The following is a 22,362-nucleotide window of genomic DNA, read 5'->3' as shown; positions in this document are numbered from 1 at the left end:
TCCATGCAAGCGAAAGGGAATACTCATACAAGAGATGGCGTTTTGCTGGCCATTGCTGCTACCCTTTTGTGGTCTGGTAATTTTATTATAGCCAGAAAAGCCAGTGATAATATTGGGCCTATCAGCCTTGCTTTTTATCGCTGGGGTTGTGCTACCATTGTGCTTTTCCCTTTTGCCATTCAAAAAGTAAAAGCAGAATATTCCTTTATGAAAATTAACTGGAAAATTTTGTTGATTTTGTCTTTTACGGGAATTGCTTTGTTCAACACATTTGTATATGTTGCCGGACATTATACTACCGCCATTAATATGGCGTTGATTGGAACCACTTCCTCTCCCATTTTTGCTACAGCCCTGGCGGTTTTATTCCTGAAAGAGCGACTGGGGTTTTTCAGAATTATCGGGATGTTGATTTCGATCATGGGGATAGTTCTTTTGATTTCAAAGGGAAGCTTGGATGTGCTAAGACATTTTCAGTTTTCAATTGGAGATGCCTGGATTTTAGCAGGGGCTTTTGCATTTGCTATATATAATATTCTTGTCAGAAAGAAACCTTCCAACATCAGTCCCTTATCTTTTCTCTGGATTATTTTTTGTTTAGGCACATTGATGCTTTTTCCATTTTTTATTATTGAACAACAATTTGCTGGTACATATACAAACTGGTCTCCGGAATTATTTGGCTCTATTCTGTATTTAGGAATTGGCACTTCTGTTTTGGCATTCTGGTGCTGGAATCTGGCTATAGCAAAACTGGGAGCAGGGAAAACTGTTTTATTCGGAAATCTGATACCGGTTTTCAGTACACTGGAAGCAGTATTTCTATTAGGAGAAAAAATGACGTTAATTCATTTGGCTAGTGGGATACTGGTAATTGCAGGTTTGGTTATAGCCAATCTTACACATAAAAAAATGAAACAATAATGGAAATTGAAATCATTGCCTTATTGTGTTTTTTTGCTTTTCTTGCCGGATTTGTAGATGCAATTGTTGGGGGCGGCGGATTAATACAATTGCCTGCCGGCTTAATACTCCTACCACAATATGCAGTAGGAACGGTAGTGGGATCGCTTAAAATTCCTGCCTTTACAGGAACGGCTTTTGCAGCCAGACAATACCTTAAAAAGGTAGCTGTTAACTGGAAGCAGGTTGGAATCATGTGCGCCATTGCCTTCTCTGCCGCATTCAGTGGTTCTCAATTGCTTTCTGTTATCAGCAACCAATATATGAAGCCGGTTATTTTTATTGTACTATGTCTGGTTGCATTGTATACTTATACAAAAAAAAGCTTTGGACAAAGCAACAGAGAGCCATTGTCCCCCAAAAAAGAATGGAGATATACCATATTGATTAGTGTGGTGATTGGATTTTATGATGGGTTTATTGGCCCCGGAGCAGGAAGCTTTTTTATCATGGCATTTATTGGCATTCTTGGATTTGATTTTTTAAAAGCTAGTACACATGCCAAACTTATCAATCTTGCTACCAACCTTGGCTCTATCAGCCTTTTCCTGCTAAAAGGCTCCATCCTCTGGTCTGTAGCCATTCCCATGGCCATTTGTAATGCAGTTGGAGGTATATTAGGTGCTAAACTGGCTATATATAAGGGCAATCAGTTCATCCGTATTTTCTTTTTAATTGTTGTAGCTGCCACTTTAATTCGATTTGGGTATGATATTTTCTACAAATAATTAAGAGGGATTCATGACAATTCTAAAGCCCAAGTCCGCGTATTTCATATTGGGCAATACTTTCATCTTCGATATAACGCTGGATTTTTGTGGATCTTCATTACCACCACATCTAATAATTTTATAGAGCCCCTTATCAGGTCCCCCCATTTTTCTGTTTTCTAAATTACATTTTTGCATTTCTTGATTCCAACCGAAATTATGCCAGTCAGAACACCATTCAAAAACATTAGCACTCATATCATAAATATCCAATTCATTGGGATAAGCTGAACCCACTCTACGAATATCCGTTTGTCCCTTTTGCTTTACCCATCCGATTTTTTCTATAAAATCAGATCCTGCATATTTAAATTGTTTAGACTTATTCCCTCCTTTGGCTGCAAACTCAGACTCTACCTCAGTGGGTAATCGATATCTTTTCCCAGTTATATATTTTAACCATTCACAATAGTCTACCGCATCATACCATGTTATATTGGTAATGGGCATAGACTCCCCCGACCATTTTGAATCTATTTTAGGAAATTCTCGATTGGTAACCTTACAGAAATAGAGGTATTGTTTTACGGTAACTTCAAATTTTCCGATTTCAAAATCAGGTACCCTTATCTCATAGGAAGGTCTTATGTCCTCAGGATCGGATGGATTATCAGAGCCCATCTTCGTTAATCCCCCTTTCACAAAAACCATTTCAGGAAGATAAGATTTGGGTAAAGACATCTCCATATCAGCCGGATAATCTCTGAACAGTCCATTGATATATTTTTCGGCGGATGAATAATAAATTAAGCCATTATTACGCCAATATTTATACCCTTCTAGTTTTTTTGTTTCCTTTTTTTGCAAATAATATTCAACTAATCTAAAAGAAGCTGACTTAGAAAAAGTATCAACCGCCTGATAAAATTTCTGAGGAGAACTACTAGCTCTTACTTCTGTTATATGATCATTGGAATAAAAAATATACAGCGTCACTACTTCACTTTTTTTATATACCAATAGATTTTTACCTGGCACTTCTTCCCGGAATTCATAGCCCCTTTTCCCCATCCATTTTTCATGTTTTTTCAATGGCATATTTTCAAGTAGGTTCTCCAATTCTGCAATAGAATAACCTTCCGCAAAAAATGAAGCTACCCTGTCTGCATCCACTTGGGCAAGGAGGGCAGTATGAAATGCTACAGATAGAATCAATATTTTGATTTTCAAATACATCTGAACTTATTTGTAAGCAATTAAATTAAGAAATTAACCTTTCATTCCTCTGGAAATTTGTGGATTATTGTACTTTAGTGCCGATGAAATCCGCAAATGTATCTTCACAGCATACACAAATTAAAGCCGCTACCATCACGGCCATCATAACCATTATATTATTTTCTATATTCTTTTATGTCCGCTATCAGTTACCGAAGCCACAAGAAATAAAGGAAGGGGAAGGCATTGAGGTAAATCTGGGGAATGCTGAAACAGGATATGGAGACGTTCCTGTATCAGGGAATAATGATCCTTCAGCATCCGTATCAACCAAAACAGAAGCAGCTGTTGACAACAACAATGCAACAGAGGACGTAAACAATGAGGATGATATCGCCGTAAACAAGAACAAACCTGTTGAGAATAAAAAGTCTAATCCGGTTGTCAGCAATATTCCCCCTACCCCAAAACCCAAAGCCTTACTTTCTTCTGATTCCAAAAACAATACTGGCAGTAGTGGCGCTTCGGTTAATGACAGCTATAAGAATGCAGCGAATCAGGGTATTGCGGGAGGAAAAGGAGATCAGGGTAAGCCAACGGGTAATCCCTTATCGGATAGCTACAATGGCAATGCAGCAAGTGGCAATGGTGGTTCCGGAGGTACAGGAGGAGTAAAAATAAGAAATGGTTTAGATGGCCGAAGAATTACCAGACTTCCCTCTTTTGAAGACGACTTTAACGAACCTGCAAAAGTGGCCGTAGACATTACTGTGAATCAGAACGGGGCTGTAATTGCAGCCAGTATTAATCCCAAAGGAACTACTACAACCAATACTTCCATTAGAAATATTGCTATTCAAAAAGCCAAAACATTAAAATTGAATGCCGCTGATGCTTCAGAGCAAACCGGAACCTTGATTTTTGATTTTAAGTTGAGAAACTAAGCTGTTTTTTCATGAACTATTCTGAAACATTATCCTATTTATTTAGTCGCCTTCCCATGTTTAGCAGAGAAGGTGCAGCTGCTTATAAAAAAGATTTAACCAACACCATTGCACTATGTGCCTATTTAGGTGATCCGCATAAAAAATTTCCCAGCATTCATATAGCTGGGACCAATGGCAAGGGTTCTACCAGTCATATGCTTGCTTCTATTTTTCAGGAAGCAGGATACAAAACAGGTTTATATACATCACCGCATTTAACTGATTTCAGAGAGCGAATTAAAATAAATGGAAATTGCTGTAGCAAAGAATTTGTTATTGATTTTACTGACCGGATAAAGGAACAAATTGAATTGATAGAACCTTCTTTTTTTGAGATTACAGTTGCCATGGCATTTGAATACTTTGCAAAAGAAAAAGTAGACATTGCCATCATTGAAACCGGATTAGGGGGAAGATTAGATAGCACCAATATAATTCAGCCCCTATTAAGTATCATCACCAATATTGGTATGGACCATATGAACTTGCTGGGAAATTCCATAGGTGAAATTGCAACTGAAAAAGCAGGCATTATTAAACCTGCTGTTCCCGTAGTTATCGGAGAAACTCATCCAGCGTCATTACCGGTTTTTTTAAACGCTGCTTATGCAAGTAAGATTTCCTTTGCGCAGGAAAAGCGATATGTGCATGACTGGTTATTCCAAGACTCTTTTTTACAGGTAACCATTGTTGATAAGGAAAAAAACGAATACCACCGTTATCTTCTGGACTTACCGGGATTTTATCAGACAAAAAATTTATTGACCGTACTGGAAGCTTGTGAAGTGCTTACCGAAGCAGGATGGAAAATAAAAGAAGAAGACATACGAAAAGGATTGTCGAGTGTAAAAAAATCAACTGGTTTACTCGGCAGATGGGATCAGATTCACAGTTATCCTACTGTTGTGTTGGATGTGGGTCATAATGTAGACGGTGTAAAAGCTATATTGACCCAATTGGATTTATGCAATTACAATCAATTGCATTGGATCATGGGTATGGTAAAAGACAAAGAAATTGATGAAGTGTTATCGCTGTTGCCATCAACTGCCAGATATTATTTTACAAAGGCTCAGATTCCAAGAGCCTTGGATGAAAAACTATTACAGGAAAAAGCAGCGCAACTGGGCATTAACGGAGAAGCTTATCCAGAAGTGAATGCAGCACTAAATGCAGCCATGGAGCATGCGGGTCAGCAGGATTTAATTCTGGTTTGCGGCAGTGTATTTCTAGTTGCAGAAGTTGATAGGATGTTATTCAATAAAAACTAAACTTTAATCCATCCCAAACGCAGAGCCGCAGCGTACATGGCACTCAACTGCACCCCATGTTGAAATTCATGGTGAAGTAGTTTTTGCATAAATGCTTCCCGATGCAAAAACACCAGCTCAATATCTTCAAATGGATCCAGCGCAACCTTGCCTGTTGGCAGTACATTTTTAGCTATATAAAAATAAGCCAGATTGCTTTCCAAGGGTGGGTTGGGATGTATTTTATAAAGGAATTGAAAGTCGTTTGACTGGAAACCCGTCTCTTCTTCCATTTCCCGCTTTGCAGCAAGGGCTGGATCTTCGCCAGGCTCAATCATTCCTCCGGGGAGTTCCAGAGAAAAGATACCGGCTGCATGCCTGTATTGACGAACCAGAATAACTTCTTCTTTAGGTGTAACCATAATGATATTACAAAAATCAGGGACCGAAATGCTTAAGTAGGGATCAATAATTGCACCATCTGGTAATAAACAACGATCTTCTGTTACCGTTAACCATTTCTTCTGATACCCCTGTTTGGATTCCAGGATGCTCCATTTGCGGCTATTATAATCCATACTAATAAACAATTAACTTATTCAATTTCATCAATGCATAAAGAATAGTACTAGTTTGCATGGATTGAACGAATTTCTGAGATTTAAAATCTTCAATGAACTGGTCCCACTCTAGTTCCAATACTTCCACTTCTTCTTCTGTATCTCTTACTGCACTGGGGTCTTCTTCGCCCCCGGTTGCAAGAAACATATGCATAACATTGGTATTGGTATTGGGGTTGGGAGAAATTTTTCCCAGGTATTCAATGTGCTCAAACCGGTATCCGGTTTCCTCCAGCAATTCTCTTTCAATAGCTGTTTCTAACATCGTATCAGTAGCATCTACACAACCTCCCGGCAACTCCAGAATGATTTCATTAATTCCCGGCCGGTAAATTCTTTCAACAATCACCGTTCCTCTTTTGGTAATTGCCAGTGCAGTTGCATAATCCGGAAATCCATAGATATAGAAAGGTTCAATAACAGAACCATCATTTTTTCTGTAACTATTTTTTCTTACATCTGCCCACTTATCTTTTACCAGCTGTTCCGAATGCAAGAGTTCCCATTTTTCCATAATCTTATTATTTACCAGTTATTTTTATTTCGCAGATAAAGAATATGAGCAGTATGGTGCTTACCATGCCAGGCATACATACCTAACAAATTCCATAGCGTCATAATTTTTTTGCTGCCGGGATGGTACAAAGTCCGCTCCCATTCCTGCTCGGACAAATTTTTAAGTGTAGCATGCCATCTTGCATGTAGCGCATGCAATAAGGTAATGGATGTATTTATGGGTACAATATCTATATCCGACAGTTCATTCCATTTATTTTCATCATAAGGCTTTATAATAGGCTGGTCTTCCGTTAATGCCAATTTAAATCGGGTGTACGCATTTATATGGCTATCTGCCAAGTGATGTACAACCTGATGCAAGGTCCAGCCACCGGGCCTGTATGGTGTATGTAACTGTGCTTCATCTAAATTTAGTAATGCATTTTCTACCTCTTGTGGTAAAAAAAGAATATCTGCCAACCAGTCGCTTTTTACCGAATCACTGTAAGGCTTAAACTGATATTGACCTATGGGATATTGTGCTTCATTCATAAGATTAATTTTCTGCTCTTAACTGATGACCTGTAAGATGTATAAAAACGTCTTCTAGGTTGGCATTTTTTACTTGCTTGGGTCTTTCAAAACCAGTGGCTACTAGATTATCAATTAATGCATCTGGGGTGTCCATTGCAATTACTTTACCGGAGTCAATTATTGCCACACGATCACATAGCACTTCTGCTTCATCCATATAATGAGTGGTAATAATAACGGTAGTACCCTTTGCTCTGATAGATTGAATTAGTTCCCATAAATTTCTTCTTGCCTGAGGATCCAGGCCGGTAGTAGGTTCATCCAAAAAAATAATACGGGGATGATTAATTAAAGTAGTAGCAATGGCAAAACGCTGCTTTTGACCTCCGCTAAGCTCTTTGAATTTGGCCTTTGCCTTATCGGTTAAATTCACCAGATTCAACAGTTCCAACGGATCTGTTTTTTGATTGTATAAACCGGAAAATAAAGCTATCAACTCAGTCAAATTAAGGTTGGGATAGTAACCGGCAGTTTGCAATTGCACTCCTATTATTTTTTTGATTTCATTAGGAGATTCATCCAGATTGAATCCGGCAACTTCCACCAGACCGCTGGTTTTAGTTCGAAGTGTTTCAATAATTTCCAGGGTGGTAGATTTACCTGCGCCATTTGGTCCAAGTAAACCAAAAATTTCCCCCTCCATCACTTCAAAACTGATCCCTTTCACTGCATGAAAGTCCCCGTATTTCTTATGCAATTCTTTTACCCGAATAATTGTGTTTGCCATAATTACCATTTTACCACCAATCCTAGGGATTGATTGCCCACACCTAATGATACCGTTTGTTTCTTATGATATTGTTGATTAAATAAATCAACCGCTGTTAAAAGATGTCGCTGCCCCATAAGGGTAAAGTACCCTCCTGCTATTGAACTGAGAAATCCGGCACCAATCAAAGTCCAGGCAGAACCGCTATTGTTTGATGAAAACTGATTCACTCCAATCAACAACGTGATTGCTCCGGCAAAATTGAAAACCTGCCCTGCAATTTTATTTGATTGATGCTTCTGAAAAGACCCGATGATTTCACCATTACCAGACCGGTAAAACAACTGCTTAAATTGAGAACTACCTTTAAAAATAGTATCATTAAAAATAATATTATTAGGCTTGCTCAATATGGTATAATTCATTTTTCCAGGCGTTAGTGCCTGTTGGGCAGAGAGCGATGAAGCCCCAAAAAACAAGATGAATATTAAAGTTAATGTAGATTTCATAGCATCTATTTTTGAGACATAACAGCTGAAAGTTCCTCCATCATCAATTTGCTTCCAATAAATAAAGGTGTTCTCTGATGCAAAGAAGTGGGAACAATATCTAGGATCCTTCCTGTGCCATCTGTTGCCACACCTCCAGCTACTTCCAGAATAAAGGCAAATGGATTGGCTTCATATAAGAGCCTCAGTTTGCCTTGTGGTTTATCGGTTGTACCTGGATACATAAAAATCCCTCCCTTGATTAAATTGCGGTGAACATCTGCAACCATACTACCAATGTAACGCTGAGTATAAGGACCTCCATTTTCTTTTGTTTTACGCTGACAACCATCAATGTATTTTCGAACTGGTTCTACATACTGAAAAAAGTTGCCATGGTTTACAGAATAAAATTTACCACTAGGAGGACAGGTAATATTGGGATGACTCATGGTAAATTCACCAATGGATGGGTCAAGGGTAAATCCATTGACGCCCCTGCGCGTTGCATAAACAAACATGGTGCTGGATCCATAAATCACATATCCAGCTGCAACCTGATTTTTTCCGGGCTGTAAAAAGTCTTCCTTTGTACAGGGTTTTCCCAGTGTGCTGACCCTTTTATACACACCAAAAATGGTTCCGATGGAGACATTTACATCGATATTACCACTACCATCTAGTGGATCAAACAGTACCACATATTTACTATTATTACTTACTTCATCGTCAAATACAACAAAATCGTCCATTTCTTCGCTACCAATTCCAGCACAGCTGATTCCATGTTTCAATACCCCCATGAACTGATTATTGGCATAAATATCCAGCTTCTTTACATCCTCCCCCTGTACATTAATACTGCCAGCATCACCAAGTATATCTACCAAGCCGGCTTTATTTACTTCTACATTTACCCTTTTTGCTGCCAATGCCATATCTCTGAGCAAACGGCTCAACTCTCCCGTAGCTGACGGGAATTGTCTTAATTGTTGCAGCGTAAACTCATCAAGGGTGAGTACGGTTCTGTTAACTGTCATATAGCGCTTTCGTTTATATAAAGATAATAATTGGGCGGGTACGGAACGTATATTTGTATGAACAGAACAGATTATCATAAGTATACAACTATGAAAATATTTAAATTCGGAGGTGCCAGCGTAAACAGTGTTGAGAGAATAAAAAATTTAGGCTCAATCATCAAGTCCTACAATAAGGAGAAACTGGTAATTATTATCTCAGCAATGGGAAAAACTACCAACGGACTTGAAAAAGTAGCTTCCGCGTTTTTCAAAGGGAACAGAGAAGAAGCCCTTGAGTTATTCACTGCAGTAAAAAACCAGCACCTGACTACTGCAAAGTATTTACTTGTATTACAATACAACGAATGTATTCAGCAACTGAATGATTTCTTTACTGAAGTAGAATGGTTGTTACACGATAAACCAGTCAGAAATTTTGACTACTATTATGATCAGATAGTTTGCACTGGAGAGCTTTTCAGCACCTGCATTATCAGCCACTATTTAAAAGAAGAAAAAATAAACAATCAATGGCTGGATGTAAGAGACCTGCTAAGAACTGATAATAACTTTAGAGACGCAGGTGTTCAGTTTGAATTTTCGGCACCCAGAATTAGTGCTGCGGTGAATGAATACGCCGGAAATATAACCATTACACAGGGATTTATTGGAGCAACAGATGACAATGAAAGTACCACATTGGGAAGAGAGGGAAGTGATTATACTGCTGCTATTTTTGCCAATATCCTGAATGCAGCCGAATTAACCATCTGGAAAGATGTGGAAGGTGTAATGAATGCAGATCCAAAAACGTATCAGGAAGCCCAGTTGATAAAAGAGTTAAACTTTAATGAAGTAATTGAAATGGCCTATTATGGCGCTCAAGTAATTCATCCCAAAACCATTAAACCACTTCAAAATAAAAATATTCCTTTACTTGTAAAGTGTTTTTTAGACCCATCACTTGAAGGAACCATTATTCATCACAAGCATATAAAAAACCTTCCTCCAATTATTGTAAATAAAGACCATCAAGTACTGATGCATTTGAAAACAAAAGATTTTTCATTTATTGGCGAAGAACCTATGAGCGCTCTTTATCAAATTTTCGGAGAAATAAAAGTTAAACCTAATCTCATTCAGACCGGAGCAATCAGCCTCCAATTATGTTTGGATGACCACAATGAAAAAATTGGATTACTGGCCGAAAAATGCAGTGAGATGTTTGATGTTCAGGTAGAAAAATCATTACGCCTTATTACGATCAGGCATTATGACGAGAAAATCATTCAGGAATTATTAAGCTCTCAGTTTATTCTACTTCAGCAAAAAACAAGAGAAACCATCCAAACAATTTGTAGGATGTAAATTAGGAAAGGAACTTTTCGAGTGTTGTATACAATTCATCTTGTTTAAACGGTTTTACCAGTATCTGATTGATTCCTGCAGCCAGGTAATCATCCAAATCATCCTGTACAATAGTTGCTGTTAAACCAATGATTGGCATATTCCGTTTTTTATCTTCATGATATTGTCTAACAAAAATAGCAATTTCATCGCCCGTTAATTTAGGAACATTGATATCGGTTAGGATAATATCATACGTATTATCTTTAAACATTTGTAGTCCAATTTCTCCATCTTTTGCAATATCGTAATGGATTCCTACTTTTTTCAACAACATGGTCAACAACATAATGTTGACATCATTGTCTTCAATTACCAGCACTTTTTTACCCTGTAGCACAGGAGAGATTGTACTCATTGTCTTTTCTGCTTTTTCTGTGTCAAGTTTATCTGTGGCCAACTCAAAGGGCAAGGTGAATGTAAATACTGAACCCTGATTCAATTTACTTTCAACGCCAATTGTCCCCCCCTGCAATTCAACTAACATTTTGCAAATGGACAAACCTAAACCTGTTCCTTTGATTGACCTTCGACTGTCTTTTGAAACCGTATTATTAGAGACTTGGGTGAATTCTTCAAAAACGGTTTTAATTTGATCATTAGGAATTCCTATACCCGTATCAGCAATTGCAATTCTGATGATAGCTTTCTCATTGGTTTTACTAACAATGACTGCATCTATGGTTACTCCCCCTTTCTCTGTAAATTTGATAGCATTGCTTAACAGATTGTATAAAATTTGTTTAAGTCGAAATAAATCTCCCTTTACAACCAGACTTTCTGGCAAATTCACAATGGTATTAACACGTATCCCTTTTTTTGCTGCGCTAGTACTGGATAAAGCAAAACTTACTTCTTCTATTGCTGCTTTAATTAAGAACGGCTGTAGTTCCAACTTCAGCTTCCCAGCATCCAATTTTGAAAAATCAAGCACATCATTAACAGTCGATAACAAATGTTCTGAAGATGTTTTAATCGCATGTAGAAAATTCTTTTTTTCTGCATCCATCTCCATTTTATCAATGATTTCAGTAAATCCCATAATGGCAGTAAGGGGCGATCTAATTTCATGGCTCATATTACTCAGAAAACGACTCTTTAATTGTGCCAGCTTAACTGCTTTTTCCCGGGCTTCTAGTATTTCATTTTCGTAATTAACCATTTTGTAAATATTGTATACTAATACCCCCACAATAAATAAAATGACTAGTAAAGAAATCCAGAAAAATTTTTGTATTACACTGGTTCCTGTAACTGCATTTTTGAAAATGGTTTGGTTTAAATTTTCTCGGAAAGCGTCCTCTTTAAACAAGACTTTTTTAAATTGTTGATTATAGGCACTTAAAATATTGCTTATAGAATCGGTTTGATGCTTCTCTGAATTTTTTAGTTGGTTGGATTTTAATTGATAAGATAATTTTTCAAAATCCGCTATTATTTTAGGCAAGGACCATTCCTTATTCAACTGCTGCGTAATTTGAGCAGCTCTTCCACTATCACTTTCCATTTTCAAAATTTTTAGATTGTGAAGTGCCTTCTCTACTAAATTCTCGGAAAGATTGCTTAATGCAGTATCCCTTGTTTGCAAATATTTTGTGAATACCAGTTCTAATTGGATCAATTCATCACTAGTATTTCTTACAATACTAATGTTCTTATTTTCAATACTAAGTGTGTCAATTGAATTTTTTAACGTGATAATATTTCTAGTATTAATCACATTTAAGAATAGAATGGATACGACTACAACTAAACAAGCAGTAATTAAAATGATATTTGAAAAGGAAAGCTTAGCTCGCTTCATTCTGTTACAACAATTGTATAATTAAACCTAAAGGTCTTCAGCGGCTATCGGGATTGCAATAATTCGTCACAAAATACTAAATAATGCAATACACAGCTTATCTGGAAAGTATTTTATAAGCACCCTCCTGAGTAATACCTATGATGGGCAATTGTTTGTATTGTTCAAAGTAATCATAGATTTCCTTGAGTTGACTGGCAAATCGCATATAGTCGGGGTTAGACCCAACCAGCATCTGGATTGCCTGAGCAGACTGTTGATTATTGAACCGAATAGGGAATATATGAACTGGTATAATGTCCTGTCCTTGCTTTCTTACGATACTTGCCAACACGTATAACTCTTCAATTGGACTATTTAAAATGGGGATGCACCCAACAGTTGCACACTGACCATGAATATAAATTTCACCCCCCGGCGACTTACTGTCTGCAAAAACCAAATCACTTTGATTGGGGTAATTAAGCCCCAGCGAAAAATGGTAATCACTATTGGGATTAAACTCGTTAATATAATAAATTCCTTCAGGCACCTGCTTATCCCCTTCGCGACGCTTGGGGCCTAATTTTCCGGATAAAGCACAGATATTGTAGGTTTTGAAAAGTACAAATGGCTCGCCCAAACTATTTTTTACCCACAATTCCAATACGCCATCTTGTTTGAAACTACGGAGGTAAAGTTGTTGGACGGGCCAGCTAAGATTGGCTTCCCGGAACTGTTGAATCAATGATTTCTCTCTTTTGTTAAATACCTGTTGTTCCTTTTTTGTTAATCCTTTAGCATCCTGTGCGAGTGCATAATTCCAGGTAAAAACAGATAAAACCAATATGGCAACAAAGCACTGTTTCATACAACTATCGAATTAATGTACCAAAATAGACTGCATTCATAAACATTTTAGAAGTGCCTAACCAAAATGCCCGGAAATTCAAATTGTCTACCATAGAAACAATTCTGCCGCGACCCAGATTATCAACATTCACTGCTGCCGTATTTTTTACTACATTTTTATACCCTCTGTATAAATAACCACTTTGCAAGGGCTGTTCCGTATACATCACGGGTGAGTCGTACGCCCCATTGTTTTTATCCATGAATAAAGTGTTCGATTTAAATATGGTTACAGAAGGATTGTTATACCCAAAACCCAAAGGATGTGTCAAGTCTACTTTTGCTTCAAATAAAGACCCGGCCATATCTTTTGCCCTGGTTTCATCTGAACGCAAATAATAGGGCAATTGCTGGGTTGAATCTTTTTTATCGTCACCGGATTTAAAAATCACTTTCGTAAACCCATTGGTTGAAAGCCATTTGGTAGCGTCTTCTGTTGCAATCAAAGTGCCTCCGGCACTAATCCAATCTCTTAATTTATCCTGAGCGCTTTTATTTAGGTTATTATAACTACCAGAAGCCATTATCATTACATTGTATCTGTCAGTATTAATAGATCCAAAACGATCTACGTCTACAATGCTTACCGGAACATTAAAACGGGTATCCATCAAGTGCCATATTTCCCCTACATCTGTAGCGCTTGTTCCATTACCTCCGAACATCATCACAGATGGCTTTTTCAGATGAATAAAACTATTGCTACCCAAATCGATACCATCAGCAGAAAATCCACTAGCCAAAGCGTATGCATCCACGCCATTCTGAGCAATTGCTTCTGTAATAATGGCTGACACTGTGGATGCTCCCATCTGCTGTAAACTCAATGGAATGATGATTGTACCGTAATCAAAGAATTCTTCTTTCCCAGCAACCATCATTTTAAATTGCTTGGATGCCACTTTCGCTTTAATCCCCTTATCCAGCAATTTATAAAGCACTTTGGGAGAATAATATTCATTCCATTTAATAGCATAGGCATAGGGATTGGAACCGCCGATAACTGCTGCACTCAATGTTTCAGGTTGGGTGAGCTTTGGAGAATTAACCGAAATACTGTTTTTGACTTCAGCATAAGGCAATCCAAAGGCCAAAGGCATTGTCCACGCAGTAACATCATAGAACAGACTATCCTTATAATTAAATGTTTTCTCAAAAACTGTTTTGATGATCTTAAATTGTTTTTGCGCTGTTGGTATCAGGAAGGAAGTACCTGGCTTGAAAATTTTTCCATCTGCATTAATTTCTGTTTTCACCGGATAAATGTCAACCTGATGTCTTAACAACATTTCTACAAATATTTGCGTCTTGGCTTTGTCTTGAGCGTCTCCAAAAACAAAGGCTTTTACGGGATATGCTTCTGCCTCTTTTATTACTTCTTTAAAAAATGAACGCTGATAGTCCAGCATTTGTTTTCTTAATCCGTTGGCAGCAGCCAGTGTAGATAGTGTAGTGGTGAATTGATTCCTAATAGTAAAAGGGAAGCTCAATAAACCATTTTCCGTTTCCTGTAGGTGCCCTCTGCTGCTAGCCTGTTCAAATAAAATACCAACTGCTCCATTAATATCCGGGTATGTTGACCCTTTACCATAATAAAAGTCATCGTATCCCTCTTTGGTAAAATAAAGGGAACCGATACTGTCTAAAAACTTTGCATGATAATTACCAATGGCTGCCGTTAATTCCTGATTTTTTGCAGGTGTATTAGGGTTAACCCTGGATGGCACACCTGGCTGAAAAAAGAAAGTTGAGTTGCTTCCCATTTCATGGTGGTCAGTTAATATATTGGGTTTCCAGTCATGGTATAAAGACAAGCGGTTTCTACTCTCTTTGTGTTGTGCTGGTAACCAATCGCGATTTAAATCGAACCAATAGTGGTTAAATCTTCCGCCAGGCCAAACTTCATTGAATTCTCTTGCATTGGGATCGCTTACTGGTGTAAAACTCTTATGCATATTTACCCAGTTAGCAAAACGATTTAATCCATCAGGATTAAAAGAAGGATCCAGAATGATCACTGTATTTTTTAACAAAGCATCTATATCTGCCCCTTGTGCTGCTGCCAGATAGTAAGTAGCCAAAAGTGCTGCATTTGCCCCACTGCTTTCATTTCCATGAATGCTGTATCCCATCCAGACAACCACAGGCATTTCACCTGTATTCAAACTGGAAGACTGATCAGGATTGGTAAGTGCCAGGTGTTGCTGACGAATCTGCTCAAGTTTTTGGTGATTCTCTGCTGATGTAATAATCAGTGCTAATTGTTGTCTGCCCTCGTTGGTTAAACCAAGTGGTTTCAAAATTATTCTATCAGAAGCCTGATCAACTGCTTTTACATACTGCACTAGTCGGTCATGTGTAACATGCCATTCACCTACTTCATGACCAACAATACTGGCAGGTGTTGGGATAGACTTGTTGTATTGTACATTTTTGGGTAAATAATACGACAGGTCTTGCGCAAATGCAGAGCCAACAAATAGTGTCAACAGAAATACAATCGTAATTTTTTTCATTCCTTACCAATTTGAAATGGTAAGTTACTGAAGAAAAATTATCTAGGCATACATTTCAGCACGTAACTCTTTTACCCTTGCATCTTCCAGGTACTCATCAAAAGTCATCAGTCGGTCGATGATTCCTTTGGGCGTTAATTCAATGATTCTGTTTGCCACAGTTTGCATAAAGGTATGATCATGAGAAGTAATGAAAACAATTCCCGGGAAGGATTGGCAGCCTTCGTTGAAACTCTGAATACTTTCCAAATCAAGGTGGTTAGTTGGCTGATCCAGAATAACCAGATTCGGATTTTGCAACATCATTCGGCTAACCATACAACGCACTTTTTCTCCCCCACTCAGTACATTTGTTTTCTTTTGAATATCATCTCCACTAAACAGCATTTTACCAAGAAAACCTCTGATAAAGGGTTCATCTGCGTCGGTTACATGTGGTGGCACATATTGACGGAGCCAGTCCATCAGACTAAGCCCTTCCTTAAAGAATTCACTGTTTTCTTGAGGCAGGTAAGCTTTTGTAATGGTTGTACCCCATTCAAACTTCCCACCTTCTAATGCAGCATTTTCTGTAATAATATCAAAGAAAGCAGTAACGGCTAATGGGTCTTTGCTTAAGAATGCAATTTTCTCTCCTTTGTTCACACTGAATGTTACCTTATCAAAAAGAATTCGGCCATCCACTGACTTTTTAAGGTTCTCTACATTTAATATCTGATTGCCCACTTCACGTAGTGGCTGGAAGATAATACCCGGATATTTACGGTTAGAGGGTTCAATTTCTTCAATGGTTAATTTTTCAAGGGCTTTCTTTCTAGAAGTAGCTTGCTTACTTTTAGAAGCATTAGCCGAGAAACGAGCAATGAAATCCAATAAAGCCTGACGTTTTTCTTCGTTCTTCTTGTTCTTATCACTAATCTGACGGCTCATCAATTGGCTACTTTCGTACCAGAATGTGTAGTTACCCGTGAAAACCTTAATTTTTGAGCGATCCACATCCGCAACATGGGTACAAACGGTGTCGAGGAAGTGACGATCGTGACTCACTACTAATACGATATTCTCATAATCTGCTAGGAAATTCTCTAACCAGCCAATGGTCTCAATATCCAGACCGTTCGTAGGCTCATCCAGTAAAAGAATGTCTGGATTACCGAACAAAGCCTGCGCAAGCAATACCCTGACTTTTAAATTACTCGGGATCTCACTCATCAGACTATTGTGTAACTCATCGTGTACACCCAAACTATTTAAAAAACTGGCTGCATTGCTTTCTGCTTCATATCCGCCCATTTCGCCAAATTCTGCCTCCAGTTCTCCTGCACGCATTCCATCTTCTTCAGAAAAATCCTCTTTTGCATACAATGCATCTTTCTCATGCATAATTTCCCACATTCGCTTATGCCCCATCAACACCGTGTTTAGTACGGTACAATTGTCAAATTCAAATTGATTCTGTTTTAAAACAGCCATTCTTTCGCCAGGGGTAATTTCGACTGTCCCTTTATTGGGTTCAATTTCACCACTTAAAATCTTCAGAAATGTTGATTTTCCGGCACCATTGGCGCCAATTACCCCATAACAGTTACCCTTGGTAAAATTGATATTTACTTCGTCAAAAAGAACCCGCTTTCCATAAGCGAGTGTAATATTCCGTGCACTTAACATTGTATCTGAGCTTTTTCGGCTGCAAAATTACGCTTTTAACAGCGGAATTAGGAAATGAATAAGAATTCAATAAAGAAACCTAGCCAATTAACACTATGAGGATACTTTCTTTACAATCATTTTAGTCGATTCAAGGTAAGGGTACATCCTTTTATATATAAATTTAACTTTATATTCATTTTATTTTGTACATTGAAATTCAATAAATTAAGTATGTCATTGGGCAAAAAGAAAGATTCATTTTTATACCTATTGCTCTTAATATTGCTCATTGCAGCCCCAGGTATTTATTTCAGAATATTGAATGAAGAATGGAATACAATGCTCTTGAATATGCTTTGTACATTCTGTCTTTTTCTTCTACCCATTTATATATTAAAAAATCATATACAAAAATACGCCTGGTTATTGTTGCCTGTTTTCCTTTTAGGAACCATTAATATTGCCTGCATTTACTTTTATAAAATGCCTATCAACGATGGCATCATCATCGTTGCTATCAACACCAACAAAGATGAATTCATGGAATTGGCTGCTGGGTTTATATTGCCTTTTTTGCTTATGGCAACAGCCTATCTTTCCCTCTATTTTTTTTGTAGACAAAGACTTCCAAAGCAGATTGCTCCAAAAAAGGCAACGATCCTTAGTTCGACCTCTTTAATTATTGTTCTTTTTCTGCCCATTTTCGACAATGCAGCTTACGGCTATTTCCAAAAATTAAGAGCCCGATTGTATACCACTTTTCCAACTTCCTTTCTTTATTCGGTGGGTGTTGTATATAAGCAGTACCAGGTTATGTATGGAGCAGCTGACGAAAGGTCAAAGTATACATTCCATTCAAAACAAACTGGCATATCGAATGAAGAGCAAGTATACATTTTGGTTATAGGAGAAAGCGACAGAAGAGACCATTGGAATCTATTTGGCTACAAAAGAAATACCACTCCCAGAATCAACAAGCAAGAAAATTTGATTCCGTTTAATAATATTCATACAGATGGTTATCTCACAGAATTTGCAGTCCCTATCCTTTTAACAGGTGTAGCCCCTGAAAAATTCATGGACCATATAAAGCAAAAAAGTATCATTAGTGCATTTAAGGAAGCGGGATTTAGCACTTACTGGGTAAGCAATCAAACCGATTTTGGACATATTTCTATTCATGCTGCGGAAGCAGATGAACAATTTCATTTTTTGGCAGATGGTAAAAACATCAAAAATATTAATGACGACATTGAGCTATTGCAACCCATTAAAGAAATTTTATCTAGAAAAGATTCCAAAAAACTCATCATTGTAAAATTGCAAGGAAGTCATTACGACTACTCAAAAAGATATCCCATAGGATATGATATTTTTAAACCTTCCAATAAAGCTTTCAGAACAGCTGCTAATGATTATACCCAAAAAGACGTCATAATAAATACCTATGATAATACCGTCTTGTATACGGATTATGTGTTAGACAGTATGATTCAAATTTTGCAATCCAGAAACAAAACTTCTGCACTTTTATATGTTTCTGATCATGGTGAAGATTTGTTTGACGATGCAAGAAATCTTTCACAACATGCTGCTCCCATACCTTCCCGATATATCGCTCCAGTTCCCATGTTTATATGGTATTCTCCACATCTTAAAAAACACTCTCCCACAACTATTGATTGGCTCATCAAAAACCGTGAGAAGAAAGGATCCAGCACTAATGTATTTTATACATTGAATCAGCTGAGTGGAATACATTTCTCTGGATTAGACAGTTCCCAAAGTTTTGCCAGTAGCAGTTACACAGAAAGGCCCAGATTCATTTTGGGCGGAGATTTCAAAATTTTTTCTTCTGATTCACTACAATAATTTCTACCATTCTGCTCTTGCAGAAGGATTCACAGAGAGACTGGCAAATTCCCCTTTTTGATATTTATGATAGGCGGTTATGGCAATCATGGCAGCGTTATCAGTACAATAGCTAAAATCAGGAATAAAGGTTTTCCATCCTCTCTTCTGCCCCATTTCAATAAGCCCACTTCTCAATCCACTATTTGCGCTGACACCACCAGCGATACAAACCTGTTTTACCTGTGTTTGCTGTACGGCTTTTGACAGTTTCTTTAACAGAATCTGAACGATGGTATGTTGAACAGACGCACACAAATCGTTTAGATTGGCTTCTATGAAACCTGGCTCCTGCTTTTGTAAAAAGTAAAGAACAGATGTTTTTAACCCACTGAAAGAAAAATTTAGTTCTGGAATTTGAGGTTCAGCAAACTTGAACTTTAAAGGGTCTCCTAATTGAGCATACCTATCTATTAGTGGTCCGCCAGGATAAGGTAACCCAAGCAACTTCGCAGTTTTATCAAAAGCTTCTCCCGCTGCATCATCAATGGTCTCTCCTATTACCTCGAGATCATATGCAGATGTTGCCAATACAATCTGTGTATGGCCGCCGCTTACAGTTAAACACAAAAAAGGAAACCCGGGCCTTTGTTCGGGTATTAAATTTGCCAGAACGTGGGCCTGCATATGGTGTACAGCAATCAGGGGAATTTGCAGGGAAAGAGAAAGTGATTTGGCAAATTGCGTTCCTACCAATAAACTTCCGATTAGTCCGGGGGCCTGTGTAAAAGCTACGGCACTGAGATCCGTCAGTTTTACTCCCGCCTGCAATAAAGCCTGATCAACAACAGGCACAATATTTTGCATATGCGCCCTGCTGGCTAATTCCGGAACTACACCGCCATATTGCTCATGAACAGACTGAGAAGCAATTACATTACTTAAAATGATTCCGTCTTTGCATACCGAAGCAGCAGTTTCATCACAAGAAGATTCAATAGCAAGAATTGTTATGCCCATCCGGCAAAAATACTATTTAGTTCGTATGGCAACTACCGGATCTAATTTTGCAGCAATGGAAGCTGGAATAATACCGGCCAATACACCCAATCCTATACAAATACTGAGTCCAAGAATTACAATATTCGGTGCAATATAAATAGGGAATGGAAGTACAGAACTTAATACTAATGATAATATCCAGACCAGTGTAAGACCAATCAGCCCCCCTAGCACACATAAAAAAGCACTTTCCAGCAGGAACTCCGTTAATATAGTGCTTCGCTTGGCTCCAATTGCTTTCTTCAATCCAATCTGGCTTGTTCTTTCTCTAACTGTCACAAACATAATATTGGCCACACCGAATGCTCCTACTATCAAACTCAGTCCTGCAATAGCCCAGCCTCCTACAGTCACCTGACCAAAAAATCCATTTACTTGTTCACTGAACATAGCCACATCGTTACAGGTAAAATTGTCTTCTTGCGTTGGGCTTAACTTCCGTAACTGCCGCATCACCCCATTCAGCTCATCCTGCAAAGCGGAAGAAGCAATTTTGGGTTTGCCCTGAACAATAATATTGGGACTGCTTGTTTCCGGACTATAAATGCTGGCAAAATAGCGGTAGGGAACAATCATACAATCATCGTAATTAAAGCCGCCTATAAAACTTTGGCCCTGTTTTTTAATAACACCAACCACGTACACTTTTCTGCCGCCATAAGAAATTTCTTTCCCAACCGCCTTATCTGCTTTCCCGTAAAGTTCTTCCGCTACTTTAAATCCAATTACACCAACAGCAGCTCCCCGCTGAAAATCAGATTCAATTAAATACCTGCCTGTTTCTATATCAATGGTCTGTATACTGTTGAATTCATTGGTTACTCCGTAAAGACTTGTATTGTTCAGCACATTGTCCAAATAACTGTAATTCACATTTCTGCTTACAAAGAATGCAGCAAATGCTGCCAGTTCACTTTTTTGTTTTAAGGCTTCCAACTCCTCTATTTTCACATTGGGCCTTTTCATGTATTTCCACCAGGGGTAATCTGGTCCGCCTCCGTAATTCCATTTGTCAATGTAGATGGTATTACTGCCCAATGTTTTCAAATCATTCTGAACCTTCCGCTCCAAACTATCAACCGTAGCTAAAACACCTATAATGCAGAAAATTCCAATAGTTATGCCGAATAAGGATAGAAATGTGCGTAATTTATTTACTTTAAGCTCCTGCAAAGCCATGCGGAAACTATTCCATAAAATACTGAGTAATTTAACCATAGTCAAATGTACGTTTAATCGTCACTTTTAAGAGTGGATTTATGTAAACGGTTGATAGTACTGTTCAACCCCTCTTATTAAATGACAACAACGAATTCAACAGGAACTATTTATTGTATTTCTTTACAACCAAACTCTTCTCTTATTGTATATATAAATGAGTTAAATTTGCGGAGATTTAACCAAAATAATCTTGCTTTATGACCTGGAAACAAGTCTTTACATCGTCAGTTGGGAAAAAACTGGTTATGGGATTAACCGGAATTTCTCTTGTTTTGTTTTTAATTGTACATGCTGGTATCAATGCCTGCGTTTTTGCAGATCTGGCAGATCCAAATGAAAATGGCGAAATGTTTAATAAGGCTGCTCATTTCATGGGCTCTACCGTATTAATCAGAATCATGGAAATTGGACTTTTTGCAGGAATCATTTTACACATTTTCCAAGGATATTTATTAACCCTTGAAAACAAGCAAAAAAGAGCAGTTGGCTACGCCGTTACTTACAAAGATGGCAGCAAATGGTACAGCAGAAGTATGGGATTATTAGGAACTTTGATATTGATCTTCCTTGTTTTACACCTTTACCATTTCTGGGTATCCGCTCGTTTTACACATGAAGGATTAGCTCCTGTAACATACAACGGAATTGAAATGCACAATATGTTTGCCTTAATGCAAGCAACTTTCACAGAATGGTGGATCATAGCTGTTTATACAGCAGGCTGTATTTCTCTAGCTTATCACCTGGCACACGGTTTTCAGAGTGCATTCAGAACATTAGGAGTTCACAATAAGCGTTACACAGCAATGTTAACTTCTATTGGTTACGCCTATTCAATCATCATAGCGCTGGCATTTATTTTAATGCCATTGAGCTTTAAACTGGGATGGATCGGATAATCC

Annotated in this window: 20 protein-coding genes; 7 read left to right on the top strand and 13 right to left on the bottom strand. The window is 37.9% G+C overall.

Annotation, left to right across the window (positions count from 1 at the left end; all coding sequences use genetic code 11):
* The first annotated feature begins 3 nt into the window (after positions 1-3).
* Positions 4-924, top strand: coding sequence for a DMT family transporter (locus TEGAF0_RS01550; protein WP_264899497.1), 921 nt, complete (start codon positions 4-6; stop codon positions 922-924).
* On the top strand, positions 924-1,691 hold the full coding sequence (locus TEGAF0_RS01545; protein ID WP_264899495.1) for a sulfite exporter TauE/SafE family protein: 768 nt from the start codon (positions 924-926) through the stop codon (positions 1,689-1,691). The genes TEGAF0_RS01550 and TEGAF0_RS01545 overlap by 1 nt, the downstream gene beginning before the upstream one ends.
* Here the strand turns inward: TEGAF0_RS01545 and TEGAF0_RS01540 are convergent, their stop codons facing one another.
* Positions 1,692-2,909: a formylglycine-generating enzyme family protein gene (locus tag TEGAF0_RS01540; RefSeq protein ID WP_264899493.1), complete on the bottom strand. Its 1,218-nt coding sequence runs from the start codon at positions 2,907-2,909 to the stop codon at positions 1,692-1,694.
* A gap of 83 nt (positions 2,910-2,992) precedes the next feature.
* Here TEGAF0_RS01540 and TEGAF0_RS01535 point away from each other — a divergent pair, with 83 nt between their 5' ends.
* Both TEGAF0_RS01535 and TEGAF0_RS01530 read left to right on the top strand, forming a co-directional pair.
* A complete protein-coding gene (locus tag TEGAF0_RS01535; RefSeq protein ID WP_264899490.1) occupies positions 2,993-3,835 on the top strand; it encodes a hypothetical protein in 843 nt (280 codons plus the stop codon).
* A gap of 11 nt (positions 3,836-3,846) precedes the next feature.
* Entirely contained in the window at positions 3,847-5,148 is a 1,302-nt protein-coding gene (locus tag TEGAF0_RS01530) for a bifunctional folylpolyglutamate synthase/dihydrofolate synthase (RefSeq protein ID WP_264899488.1), read from the top strand.
* On the opposite strand, the gene TEGAF0_RS01525 is transcribed toward TEGAF0_RS01530, so the two are convergent.
* From TEGAF0_RS01525 to fbp, 6 genes are read right to left on the bottom strand one after another with little or no spacing between them, the layout of a single operon-like run.
* Complete coding sequence (locus TEGAF0_RS01525; RefSeq protein WP_264899486.1) at positions 5,145-5,705, bottom strand: NUDIX hydrolase; 561 nt, start codon at positions 5,703-5,705, stop codon at positions 5,145-5,147. The genes TEGAF0_RS01530 and TEGAF0_RS01525 overlap by 4 nt on opposite strands.
* 1 nt (position 5,706) lies before the next feature.
* Positions 5,707-6,261, bottom strand: a complete 555-nt coding sequence (locus TEGAF0_RS01520; RefSeq protein ID WP_264899484.1) for an NUDIX hydrolase — start codon at positions 6,259-6,261, stop codon at positions 5,707-5,709.
* An 11-nt stretch (positions 6,262-6,272) separates the two neighbouring features.
* Positions 6,273-6,797, bottom strand: coding sequence for a YfiT family bacillithiol transferase (locus TEGAF0_RS01515; RefSeq protein ID WP_264899482.1), 525 nt, complete (start codon positions 6,795-6,797; stop codon positions 6,273-6,275).
* Between the two features lie 4 nt (positions 6,798-6,801).
* On the bottom strand, positions 6,802-7,566 hold the full coding sequence (locus TEGAF0_RS01510) for an ABC transporter ATP-binding protein (RefSeq protein ID WP_264899480.1): 765 nt from the start codon (positions 7,564-7,566) through the stop codon (positions 6,802-6,804).
* Between the two features lie 2 nt (positions 7,567-7,568).
* A complete protein-coding gene (locus TEGAF0_RS01505; RefSeq protein ID WP_264899479.1) occupies positions 7,569-8,057 on the bottom strand; it encodes a hypothetical protein in 489 nt (162 codons plus the stop codon).
* Between the two features lie 5 nt (positions 8,058-8,062).
* Positions 8,063-9,076 carry a class 1 fructose-bisphosphatase gene (fbp, locus tag TEGAF0_RS01500; RefSeq protein ID WP_264899478.1) on the bottom strand — a complete coding sequence of 338 codons (1,014 nt, stop codon included), beginning with the start codon at positions 9,074-9,076 and terminating at the stop codon, positions 8,063-8,065.
* 90 nt (positions 9,077-9,166) lie between these two features.
* On the opposite strand from fbp, the gene TEGAF0_RS01495 reads away from it, so the two are divergent.
* Positions 9,167-10,426, top strand: a complete 1,260-nt coding sequence (locus TEGAF0_RS01495) for an aspartate kinase (protein WP_264899477.1) — start codon at positions 9,167-9,169, stop codon at positions 10,424-10,426.
* A gap of 1 nt (position 10,427) precedes the next feature.
* On the opposite strand, the gene TEGAF0_RS01490 is transcribed toward TEGAF0_RS01495, so the two are convergent.
* From TEGAF0_RS01490 to TEGAF0_RS01475, 4 genes are all read right to left on the bottom strand, one after another.
* Positions 10,428-12,269: an ATP-binding response regulator gene (locus TEGAF0_RS01490; protein WP_264899476.1), complete on the bottom strand. Its 1,842-nt coding sequence runs from the start codon at positions 12,267-12,269 to the stop codon at positions 10,428-10,430.
* Between the two features lie 97 nt (positions 12,270-12,366).
* A complete protein-coding gene (locus TEGAF0_RS01485; RefSeq protein ID WP_264899474.1) occupies positions 12,367-13,119 on the bottom strand; it encodes a L,D-transpeptidase family protein in 753 nt (250 codons plus the stop codon).
* Between the two features lie 4 nt (positions 13,120-13,123).
* Positions 13,124-15,676, bottom strand: coding sequence for a M14 metallopeptidase family protein (locus tag TEGAF0_RS01480; RefSeq protein ID WP_264899473.1), 2,553 nt, complete (start codon positions 15,674-15,676; stop codon positions 13,124-13,126).
* A gap of 42 nt (positions 15,677-15,718) precedes the next feature.
* Positions 15,719-17,344: an ABC-F family ATP-binding cassette domain-containing protein gene (locus tag TEGAF0_RS01475; RefSeq protein WP_264899472.1), complete on the bottom strand. Its 1,626-nt coding sequence runs from the start codon at positions 17,342-17,344 to the stop codon at positions 15,719-15,721.
* Positions 17,345-17,557: 213 nt separating this feature from the next.
* Here TEGAF0_RS01475 and TEGAF0_RS01470 point away from each other — a divergent pair, with 213 nt between their 5' ends.
* The gene (locus TEGAF0_RS01470) at positions 17,558-19,198 is read left to right on the top strand and encodes a phosphoethanolamine transferase (RefSeq protein WP_264899470.1); all 1,641 of its coding nucleotides are present in this window, start codon (positions 17,558-17,560) and stop codon (positions 19,196-19,198) included.
* Positions 19,199-19,201: 3 nt separating this feature from the next.
* Here the strand turns inward: TEGAF0_RS01470 and tsaD are convergent, their stop codons facing one another.
* The gene (gene tsaD / locus TEGAF0_RS01465) at positions 19,202-20,197 is read right to left on the bottom strand and encodes a tRNA (adenosine(37)-N6)-threonylcarbamoyltransferase complex transferase subunit TsaD (RefSeq protein ID WP_264899469.1); all 996 of its coding nucleotides are present in this window, start codon (positions 20,195-20,197) and stop codon (positions 19,202-19,204) included.
* Between the two features lie 12 nt (positions 20,198-20,209).
* Positions 20,210-21,457 carry an ABC transporter permease gene (locus tag TEGAF0_RS01460; protein WP_264899467.1) on the bottom strand — a complete coding sequence of 416 codons (1,248 nt, stop codon included), beginning with the start codon at positions 21,455-21,457 and terminating at the stop codon, positions 20,210-20,212.
* A 200-nt stretch (positions 21,458-21,657) separates the two neighbouring features.
* Between TEGAF0_RS01460 and TEGAF0_RS01455 the strand changes: the two genes are divergently transcribed.
* Entirely contained in the window at positions 21,658-22,359 is a 702-nt protein-coding gene (locus tag TEGAF0_RS01455; protein ID WP_264899465.1) for a succinate dehydrogenase cytochrome b subunit, read from the top strand.
* The last annotated feature ends 3 nt before the right edge of the window (positions 22,360-22,362 follow it).

Source organism: Sediminibacterium sp. TEGAF015, assembly GCF_025997995.1.
Taxonomy (GTDB): Bacteria; Bacteroidota; Bacteroidia; order Chitinophagales; family Chitinophagaceae; genus Sediminibacterium.
The sequence above is the reverse complement of the archived record's forward strand: the minus strand, read 5'-3'. Positions and strand labels throughout refer to the sequence as shown.